Genomic DNA, 10,083 nt, shown 5'->3' on the forward strand with positions numbered 1-10,083 from the left:
AACTTTATTAGAATATATATACTACAATTATTATTGGATGTATCGTAATAGTTTTTGCTGGGATAATAGCAGTTTTTGTAGCTAATACTTTAGTTAGACCTATTAGTAAATTAAAATCATGTATGGAAATTGCAGGTTCAGGTGATCTATCTATACGCTGTGATATAGATAGTAAAGACGAGATAGGAGTATTATCAAACAGCTTCAACTACATGATATCAGAGAATAAAAGATTATTAGAGGAAACATTAAAATATGATAAGTTAAAAACTGAGTTTATAGCAAATATGTCCCACGAATTAAGAACTCCATTAAATATTATTTTTTCTACGACACAGCTATTTTCTTTACTTATAAAAAAAGGCGAAAGTTTAAATACTGAAAAATTAAGCAGTTACACAAGTGGTGTTAAACAGAATTGTTATAGGCTATTGAGGCTCGTAAATAATTTAATTGACATGACTAAAATAGATTCTGGGTTTGTTAAAATTGATTTAGAGAATGGAAATATAGTAGAGGTAGTGGAGGAGATAACTCAATCAACAGCTGAATATGTACATACTATGGAAAGAACTATCATATTTGACACTGATGTAGAAGAAAAAATAATGGCCTTTGATGCTGAAAAATTAGAAAGAATCTTTTTAAATCTAATATCTAATGCAACTAAATTTACTAAACCAGGTGATACAATAGAGGTTAATTTATTTGATAAAGATGATTATGTAGTAATATCAGTAAAAGATACAGGAAAAGGAATCTCAGAAGAAAATTTAGCTCAACTTTTCCAAAGATTTAAACAAGTAGATCCTCTTTTAAATAGAAGTCACGAGGGCAGTGGTATAGGTTTATCTATAGTTAAGGCATTAGTTGAAATGCATGAGGGGACTATTGAAGTAAAAAGCATAAAAGATAAAGGCACAGAATTTATAATTACTCTTCCAGCTAGAATCATACAAAATGGTGTAGACGCAACTCAAAAAAGTAATTTTAAGAGTCAATATAATGTAGAAAAAATAAAAATTGAATTCTCAGATATTTATAGATAATTAAGTTTCTAAAGAACACTTCTTGGTATTAAAACATATAAAAATTATATAGACCTACCTAAAAAGTATGGTTCAAAACTGCCAAGGAGGCTATTTAATGAACGGCATGGAGCTAATTATGAAACTTCAGAAAAAGATGCAAGATCCTGCATTTGCAGAAAAATTCAGCAGATTGGCTAATGAAATAAGCGGCATACCTGGTTTACAGCAAGAAGTAATGAGAATTTCTCAAATTAGTAACGAAAGAGATAGAGAAAAAGCCTTAGACAGATTACCTAGCAAAGTAAAAAAATCAGTTACAGAAATGATGAAGTTATTAGCCTAACCTTTAATTAAGGATATCCCAAAGCATTTTTAATTGCTTTGGGATATCCTATTTATAGGCATAAAAATGTTAAGAAATTTTCACTTCACCCTTTCCAACAATTACAATTCTATAGCTAGATTTAATAGGTATTAAATTGAAAGAGTCAGACTTTTTAGCTAATTGAAATGCTTGAACTGCAATCTGTTTTTCATTAAAAATTAATACATAAATATTTTCATCAGATATATTTTCCATTACATAGTTGTTTTCAGGTTTTGGATTTAAATCTGATAGTTTATAGAGACCTTCTTTAAATGTATCTTTTACAGCCAGAGCGCTTAATGAATTAATATTAATACATAAAATTAGTACAAAGAAAAAAATATATATAGATTTTTTCATCATATCACCTCTTTTGAATCTAGTGTTAGTATATGTAAAAAAAATATACTTAAAACTTAACTCCATTGCATGGATATTAGTTTCACTGTATTATTAATGTATATTTAATTTTAGTTAAAAGAAATAAGGAGAGTAAATGATGTATCGTAATTTAGAAGAATGTATTCTTGACTTAGAGAAAATGGGTCAGTTAGTAAGAGTACATGAAGAAGTGGACCCTTACCTTGAAATGGCAGCTATACACCTAAAGGTAAACTCAGCTAATGGACCCGCGTTGCTATTTGAAAATGTAAAAGGTTCAAAATATAAAGCTGTGTCGAATTTATTTGGTAATTTATATAGAAGTAAATTAATATTTAAAAATACATTGGAATCTACCAAAAACGTAATTGCCCTACGTAATAATCCTATGAGCATATTAAAAAATCCATTTAAACATATTAGTAGTGGAATTGCAGCTGCTAAAGCTCTTCCACTAAAAAGTTTAAGTTCTAAGATGTCTGAGTTTCAGGAGATTCAAATTTCTGACCTTCCACTTATTCATCACTGGCCTAAAGATGGAGGAGCATTTATAACTTTACCTCAAGTTTATTCCGAAGATCCAGAAAAACCTGGTATTATGAATAGTAATCTTGGTATGTACAGAATCCAACTTACTGGCAACGATTATATTTTAAATGAAGAAGTTGGTCTGCATTATCAAATACATAGAGGAATAGGAGTTCATCAACAAAAAGCAAAAAAAATGGGGATTCCTTTAAAGGTAAGTATTTTTGTGGGCGGACCACCTGCACATACTTTAGCAGCAATTATGCCTCTGCCTGAAGGACTAAGTGAAATGACTGTTGCTGGTATGCTATCAGGACATAATTTTCGTTATTGTTATAATGATGGCTACTGTATTAATCTTGATGCTGATTTTGTAATTACAGGAGAAATTTATCCTGATGAAACAAAACCTGAAGGACCTTTTGGAGATCATATAGGCTACTATAGTCTTACTCATGAATTTCCAGTTATGAAAGTTCATAAAGTTTTTGGGAAACCTAATGGAATATGGCCTTTTACTGTTGTTGGACGTCCACCTCAAGAAGATACAGCCTTTGGTGAGCTTATACATGAAATTACTGGAGAAGCTATAAAACAAGAAATCCCCGGAATAAAAGAAGTTCATGCAATTGATGAAGCAGGAGTTCATCCACTTTTATTTGCTATAGGCAGTGAACGGTATACTCCTTATGCAAAAGTCAAACAGCCAGCTGAAATACTTACTTTAGCTAATAGGATTTTAGGAACTGGTCAATTAAGTTTAGCTAAATATCTATTTATTACTGCTGAAGATGATATACCTTTAGATACACATAAAAAAGTTGAGTTTTTAACATATATGCTAGAAAGATTAGATTTACACCGTGACATTCATTTTCAAACCAATACTACCATAGATACATTAGATTATTCTGGAACTGGTTTAAATACAGGAAGTAAGGTTGTAATCGCAGCTTATGGAGATAAAAAAAGAGAGTTATGCACTGATGTTCCCTATCAACTAAATGATTTAGGTGATTTTAAAAATCCACGTTTAGTTATGCCTGGAATAATAGCAATAGAGGGTCCTAACTTTTCTGATTATCAGAAGGAGAAGGATGTATTAAATGAATTTGCTAATAGCATTATGTTAAAAGGTAATATGGATTCATGTCCGATTATTATTCTTTGTGATGATAGTGGCTTTATAAGCGATTCTTTATCAAACTTTTTCTGGGCAACTTTTACTAGAAGTAACCCTTCACATGATATTTATGGTGTAAATAGCTTTTATGAAAATAAACATTGGGGATGCGATAATATGATTATAGATATCAGAAAAAAGCCTCATCATGCACCTTCATTAATCCCAGATTCAATAGTTGAAAAAAATATTGAACCCTTGTTTAAAGAAGGCGGAAGTTTATACAATATAGTCTAATATATAAGGACTTTTATTATCAATTGACATTTAAACCCAGTTAAAAACTTGTAGAAATTGCTGAAATTAAACATATAATGAAGCATAAACAGTTATCAATTGGGAGTGAAATAAATGGAAGATTATAAATTAGGTACAAAAGTTTCAGTAATTACTATGATAATAAATATAGTTTTATCAATCTTAAAGCTAATTGCAGGTATTATTGGAAGAAGTTCTGCAATGATTGCGGATTCAGTCCATTCAGCCTCAGATGTTTTTACAACTGTAATTGTTATAGTCGGACTTAAAATATCATCTAAAAAAGCTGATAGAGAGCACCCCTATGGTCATGAACGATTAGAATCAATCAGTGCAAAACTTATAAGCGAAGCACTTATTTTAGTAGGATTAGTTATAGGATATAAAAGTGCTTTAAATCTTTATAATGGTAATTTAGTTATTCCAGGAAGAGTCGCTTTATTTGCTGCATTATTATCTATAGTTGTTAAAGAGGGGATGTATTGGTATACCATAATAACAGCAAGGAAAATAAGAAGTATATCAATGGAAGGAGATGCTTGGCATCATAGATCTGATGCTTTTTCATCTATTGGAACCTTTATAGGCATTTTAGGTGCCCGATTTGGATATACTTTTTTAGATCCTTTAGCTGGAATAATAGTTAGTTTGTTGATTATTAAAGTTGGAATTGATCTATATAAACGAGCAGTGAAAGAACTTATAGATTCCGCAGCTGATGATGAAGTAATAAATAAAATAAAGAATAACGTCCTTTCTATTAGCAGAGTAAAAGAGATTAAAAATCTGAAAACTAGAATATTTGGTAATAAAATCTATGTAGATATAGAAGTGTATGTAAATGAAGAACTTTCTGTAAGAGAAGGCCACGATATAGCTGAATTGGTTGAAAACTCAATAGAAAACGAAATTGACACAGTAAAACATTGCATGGTTCACATAGAGCCCTTCTTTGAAGAAAGTAAACTTATTTAAATATTATAAAAGTAAATAGCACCCACAATCTACCAAGTTATATAAATTTGGTAGATTTTTTCTTGGAACTTGTATACATATTAATAATTTGAACGTCATAATAAAGAAGAGCTTTAAATGAGGGAATGAAAGGGGGATATGATGAACTATGAGTTAATAGATGAGATCTTTAAAGATAAAATGAATCTTATATACAGATATTTAATTAAGCTTGGATGTAGCAAAGAAAATGCAGATGATATAGTTCAAGATACCTTCTATAAAGCATTAAGGTACATAGATGGAATACAGTCTGATAAGCTTTCAGCATGGCTCTTTAAGGTAGCTATTAATAAGTATTATGACTTATGCAGAAAAAACAAACGCCATATTCATGTAAGTATTGATGAAGAAATTTTAAAAGATGGTTTAGGTACTAATAATCTAATAGAAGATTTTATTTTGGATATAGAGAGAAAAAAAGATATCCTTAATGTTTTAAATTCTTTGAGTGAAGTACATAAAAATCTATTGCTTCTTAAATATCATATGGATTTATCTTATAAAGAAATAGCAGAACTTTTAGACATAAAAGAAAATACAGTGAAAACATATCTATTTAGAGCTAGAGAAAATTTCAAGAAAGTTTGGAGGGAAGAAAGTTATGAAAAGCGATGATGAAAAGCTAAGAGAATTATTCGAAACAGAAGAGAAACCTAAACTTAGAAGCCCAATTAAAAGAGCTAAATTTTTATCCTCATTAAAAACTACTATAATAAGTTTTATGATCTTTATTATTTTAGGTTTTTTTGCTTTAATTTTAAATTCTCACGTTTTAAGTGACATTGCGCAAAAGAAAGAAAAAAATTTATGGTCTTTATATAATATCGCTAAACCAAATGCTTATTTAAGTAATACACAAATTGACAATAGATTAATGACTGGAGATATAGAATATGTACGCTATAGATTTTTAGGGAAGAAATTAATTACTGATGGAAACTATAAAGAAGATTATAGCTATATTCCTTTTATTAATGGGGTATATGGAAGTACAGGTGATAACTTATACAGTAATATTGCTAGTTCAGAACAAGAACTTGAGGATATGATTAATTACAATAAGGTTGGAAAACGTATAATGAAATTTTATCATCCATCAATACAATATGACAATTATATAAATGATTTAGAAGTCCTTGATAATATAGGTAGCGATAAGGTTATGGAGCTATCACTTTCTTTTGATATTAAATATAGTTTAGATGAAGTTAAAAATATGCTACCTAAGGAAATTACTTTAAACTGGTACTGGGTTGATACATTAACTGATAAACCCTCAGAGACTAGACCGAAACCTATATTTGAAGAATCAGAAGTTTATGGAATAAAAGCACTAGATGGTCAAGGTAGACCTATGGTTAATCCTGAGGAAAATTTCATTGGATCATTAGAAAGACTAAGTGATAGTTATAACAGCTTATTTAATAGATTAAGTAATGGTAAGGACAAGATTACTAAAGATGATTTAAAGGTTGTTGGAGTAGTTGTAAGTGGAGATGTAGAAAGTTTAAAAAACTTAAAAGGTAAAAGTTATATTAAAGCAGCATCTTTAGGCGCTGTAGCTGATAAATACTGATTGGAGGATTACTTATGAAAACTTATTTTAAACTTGAACTTAAGAAAAACCTATTTTCATTAAAAACTATTATTATAAGCTTAATACTATTAGCTTCATTAATAGAACCTCTAATAAATAAAATTTCATTCTCCTATCCTGGTTTAGACGGTGTAGATTATTACATTAAAATTTCACACTTTTCTTATATAGTGTTTATAGCGCCTTCCATAATAGGTTTAATATATTCAACATCAATAATTACTGATAAAAAATCAGGATTTTTGGAGAAAGTTTTAGATATTATTGATATAAAAACCTATTATAAAACTAAGGTAATGGTAAACATATTTTTAACATCTTCAATTTTTATTATCTGTCATGGAGTTATTATTGTATACTTAATATTTAGATTTGGAGTTAATAATGTTCCCTCAAATGAAATTAATGTTGTAGCACTTAAAAATATTTATGAAATCTCTAAGAGTCTTTACATCGTGCTATTGTTAGTTATTATAGGAATTTCTTCATCTGCATTTTCAATTTTTGTTATGGGATTTGCTACAGCAACAAATAGAAAAATGGTAGCTTATGTATTCCCTCCATTCTACATGATAACTACAGGAATATTATTTGATATTGCCTCAATAAATAATTTTATAGACTTTAACGTAATAAAATTATTTAATTTAATAGATTTCGATAAAACAACTATATTTAATGTTCTTTTATATGATTTAATATTGATTATACTTGGCTTAATAATACTATATAAGTTTAGTTACAAGAAAACCTTAATGATACTAAACAAAACTTCATAATATTATATCTCACGATATAGCATAGTTATTTATAGAATACTATGCTATTTTCAGTTCTAAAAGATTTTATAGTCATTGGTAAATATAGTATAATAACTTTATTGATATAAAGGAGATGATTATAATTGAGTTATGAGTGGGTTGATGAATATTTATTAGCCAAAAAAGGTGTTGAAAAAGACTTTAAAGAGGAATGGAAATGGCATAGATATATGATAACAGGAAAGTTATTTGGTGCTATTCTTAATTACAAAGATGGGAGACCAATGATTACATTAAAATGTGAACCATCCTTTGGAGCTATGCTTAGAGAAAATTATGATGATATAATTGAAGGCTATTACATGAATAAAGTACATTGGAATTCTGTATTTTTAGATGGGAATGTTCCTGAAGATGTTATAAAGCAAATGATTGACATGTCTTATAAACTTATCTTTGAATCACTAACTAAAAAAGCACAAAAAAGTATATTAAGCTAAATTTTAATAGAGGTTTATTATGAATAATGATTTATTAAAGAATTTAATAGTAAATGTAAAAGTTAAAAATCTTGGAGTGAAAAATGTTGTAGTTAGGCAAGGTGGAAAAGTAATTGCAAAACATGATTTTGAAGAAGAAAAAGAAACTCTTTTGTGGTCAGTAAGCAAAACCTTTACTTCCATGGCAGTAGGTATTGCAATTGAAGAAGGTTATCTTCAATTAACTGATAATGTTATAGACTTTTTCCCTGGTATCACGACTAAAAACTCTAATGAGAACCTAAAAAACATGAAAGTACATGATTTATTATGTATGGGAACTGGTCATGATAGGTGTCCAGTAGTAAATGCTGATTGGAGTGAAGGAAAGGTTTGGGATATCACCAAATTATTTTTTGATGAGCCAGTAATATTTAAACCTGGATCACATTTTACCTATAACAACGGTGCTACATACATACTTTCAAGAATAATAGGACTTACTACAGGAATTAGTTTAGATGATTATCTTGATAAAAAAATATTTCAATATTTAAATATACCAAAACCTAGATGGGATAGATGCCCTTTAGGAATCCCTCAAGGATTTTCTGGATTACATTTAACAGCAGAGCAGCTATCTAGATTTGGTCAGCTAATTCTTAATAAAGGTATTTGGAATGATAATGAACTTATTCCTAGAAATTATATAGAAAAAGCAACAACTGTCCAGATTGAAACACGTGATTTTAATCCGCACTTTGCAACTAAAGATCATCATCAAGGATACGGTTATCAGTTATGGATGAATTCATATAAAGGTTCATATAGAATGGATGGATCTTATGGGCAATATGTTGTAATATTACCTGATAAAGATGCAGTGGTAACTTATATTTCAAATGAGCCTACAAACATGACTGGTGTTCTTGAACTTACCTGGGATACTTTAATTGAAAAACTATAATCTTTGCAAAGGCTAAATGGAATTTGATGAAGCTGAGGAACGCTTCTACAGGACTAAGGTGTATATTCTTAACTTCTTAAATTTTTATATTCCTTTATTCTTGGGTGCTATGGTAAAGCTAAATTTATTAGGCCTGAGAAGTAAACTAAATAGATATTATGGGGGGAAATTATGATTAATTTAAAAAAGATTACTTTTGATAATTTTGATGAATGTAATAAATTAGAAACTAAAGAGAATCAAAAAAACTTTGTTGCTAGTAATTTAATAAGTCTTGCACAAGCTTACGTTGCTTTAAGTAATGGAGATGGAATTCCTATGCCTTATGCTATTTATAGAGATGATGTTATGATTGGTTTTATAATGTTGTCTTATACTGAAGCTAACGAAATCCACAATGAAAATGCTTATTGGGTATGGAGATTTATGATCGATAAAGTTCATCAAGGTAAAGGTTATGGAAAAGCTTCAATGAATAAAGCTATTGAGTTAGTTAAAACCTTCCCTTATGGGCATGCATCTGAAATTTACCTTTCTTATGAACCTGAAAATATTAAGGCTAAAAAGCTTTATTCATCAATGGGTTTTATAGAAACTGGAGATATAGAGGATGGGGAATTAGTAGCAAAACTATTAATTGACTAGATAAAATAAATTAGATTGGGGAAATATGGGTAATATTAAAGGGTTATTGATAGATTCTGGTAGAGTCTTAAATTTTGCTGCAACTGGAGATTGGAGTTATTCTCCAAATTTCTTTAAAATAGTTAATAAAGATAAATTTAATAACATTTCCAAAGATAAAAGAGATGAAGCTTTTCGTAAAGCTTGGTCATATATAAATAATATATCGTTAATGCAAACAATTGAGGAAGAATGGAAGCATTTCCTAGAATTTTTTATAATTATAAAAAATGAATTACCAGAACTTAAAATTGACGATGAAATGTTAAAACCTTTAACAGATGATTTCGTTTTAAATTATGATAAATATATATTCTTTAAAGATGTATTTGAAGTTCTGCCAAGATTAAATCAAAATTACAAGTTATGCTTAGTATCAGATGCTTGGCCATCTTTAAGGAATGTTTATAAAAAAGCTGGCTTTTATGATTATTTTGACGCAATTATTATTTCTTCTGAAATTGGTGTGACCAAACCAAATGAAAAAATGTATAAAGCTGCAATTAAATCATTAAATCTAGCCTCAGATGAAGTCCTTTTTGTAGATGATAACCAAAAAAACTGTGAGGTGGCTTTAAACCTTGGAATAAAATCAATAGTTTTAAATAGAAATACACTTTCTAGAGCTTATATAAAATGTATAAAGAAATTCTAATTTGCATGTAGTTAAAGACATGTATAAATTAGAGAAATTACTTTTAAAAGAATTTTAAAATAGCACATATATAAATACTAAAGTTTCACTATGTATAATAAATGCACCTAAGAGGACACTAAAAACATGCCTAAATAACAAATAGAGGAGGAGATAACCTGAAACTTAAAACTTA

12 protein-coding genes are annotated in these 10,083 nt (G+C 28.8%); 11 read left to right on the forward strand and 1 reads right to left on the reverse strand.

The genetic code is table 11. The features are described from left to right. Positions 1–65: 65 nt before the first annotated feature. Together B3N22_RS23565 and B3N22_RS23570 are read left to right on the forward strand one after the other, a co-directional pair. The gene (locus B3N22_RS23565; RefSeq protein ID WP_286911129.1) at positions 66–1,049 is read left to right on the forward strand and encodes a HAMP domain-containing sensor histidine kinase; all 984 of its coding nucleotides are present in this window, start codon (positions 66–68) and stop codon (positions 1,047–1,049) included. A gap of 97 nt (positions 1,050–1,146) precedes the next feature. Beyond that, positions 1,147–1,374 carry a hypothetical protein gene (locus B3N22_RS23570; protein WP_021801952.1) on the forward strand — a complete coding sequence of 76 codons (228 nt, stop codon included), beginning with the start codon at positions 1,147–1,149 and terminating at the stop codon, positions 1,372–1,374. Positions 1,375–1,443: 69 nt separating this feature from the next. Here B3N22_RS23570 and B3N22_RS23575 read toward each other — a convergent pair whose 3' ends face one another. Further along, the gene (locus B3N22_RS23575; protein ID WP_021801953.1) at positions 1,444–1,758 is read right to left on the reverse strand and encodes a hypothetical protein; all 315 of its coding nucleotides are present in this window, start codon (positions 1,756–1,758) and stop codon (positions 1,444–1,446) included. Between the two features lie 136 nt (positions 1,759–1,894). On the opposite strand from B3N22_RS23575, the gene B3N22_RS23580 reads away from it, so the two are divergent. From B3N22_RS23580 to B3N22_RS23620, 9 genes are all read left to right on the forward strand, one after another. Beyond that, entirely contained in the window at positions 1,895–3,727 is a 1,833-nt protein-coding gene (locus B3N22_RS23580; protein ID WP_286911120.1) for a UbiD family decarboxylase, read from the forward strand. A gap of 114 nt (positions 3,728–3,841) precedes the next feature. Continuing rightward, positions 3,842–4,723, forward strand: coding sequence for a cation diffusion facilitator family transporter (locus B3N22_RS23585; RefSeq protein WP_286911121.1), 882 nt, complete (start codon positions 3,842–3,844; stop codon positions 4,721–4,723). A 141-nt stretch (positions 4,724–4,864) separates the two neighbouring features. Further along, complete coding sequence (locus B3N22_RS23590; RefSeq protein WP_286911122.1) at positions 4,865–5,380, forward strand: RNA polymerase sigma factor; 516 nt, start codon at positions 4,865–4,867, stop codon at positions 5,378–5,380. Further along, positions 5,367–6,341 carry an anti sigma factor C-terminal domain-containing protein gene (locus B3N22_RS23595; protein WP_286911123.1) on the forward strand — a complete coding sequence of 325 codons (975 nt, stop codon included), beginning with the start codon at positions 5,367–5,369 and terminating at the stop codon, positions 6,339–6,341. The genes B3N22_RS23590 and B3N22_RS23595 overlap by 14 nt, the downstream gene beginning before the upstream one ends. Before the next feature lie 14 nt (positions 6,342–6,355). Next, positions 6,356–7,141, forward strand: coding sequence for a hypothetical protein (locus B3N22_RS23600; RefSeq protein WP_286911124.1), 786 nt, complete (start codon positions 6,356–6,358; stop codon positions 7,139–7,141). A gap of 125 nt (positions 7,142–7,266) precedes the next feature. After that, on the forward strand, positions 7,267–7,623 hold the full coding sequence (locus B3N22_RS23605) for an MmcQ/YjbR family DNA-binding protein (RefSeq protein WP_286911125.1): 357 nt from the start codon (positions 7,267–7,269) through the stop codon (positions 7,621–7,623). A gap of 19 nt (positions 7,624–7,642) precedes the next feature. After that, the gene (locus B3N22_RS23610; RefSeq protein WP_286911126.1) at positions 7,643–8,569 is read left to right on the forward strand and encodes a serine hydrolase domain-containing protein; all 927 of its coding nucleotides are present in this window, start codon (positions 7,643–7,645) and stop codon (positions 8,567–8,569) included. A 171-nt stretch (positions 8,570–8,740) separates the two neighbouring features. Next, positions 8,741–9,214, forward strand: coding sequence for a GNAT family N-acetyltransferase (locus tag B3N22_RS23615; RefSeq protein WP_286911127.1), 474 nt, complete (start codon positions 8,741–8,743; stop codon positions 9,212–9,214). 25 nt (positions 9,215–9,239) lie between these two features. Further along, positions 9,240–9,908: an HAD-IA family hydrolase gene (locus tag B3N22_RS23620; protein WP_286911128.1), complete on the forward strand. Its 669-nt coding sequence runs from the start codon at positions 9,240–9,242 to the stop codon at positions 9,906–9,908. The last annotated feature ends 175 nt before the right edge of the window (positions 9,909–10,083 follow it).

The sequence above is a fragment of the Clostridium sp. UBA1652 genome, assembly GCF_002320975.1.
In the GTDB taxonomy this organism is placed as follows: domain Bacteria; phylum Bacillota; class Clostridia; order Clostridiales; family Clostridiaceae; genus Clostridium_T; species Clostridium_T intestinale.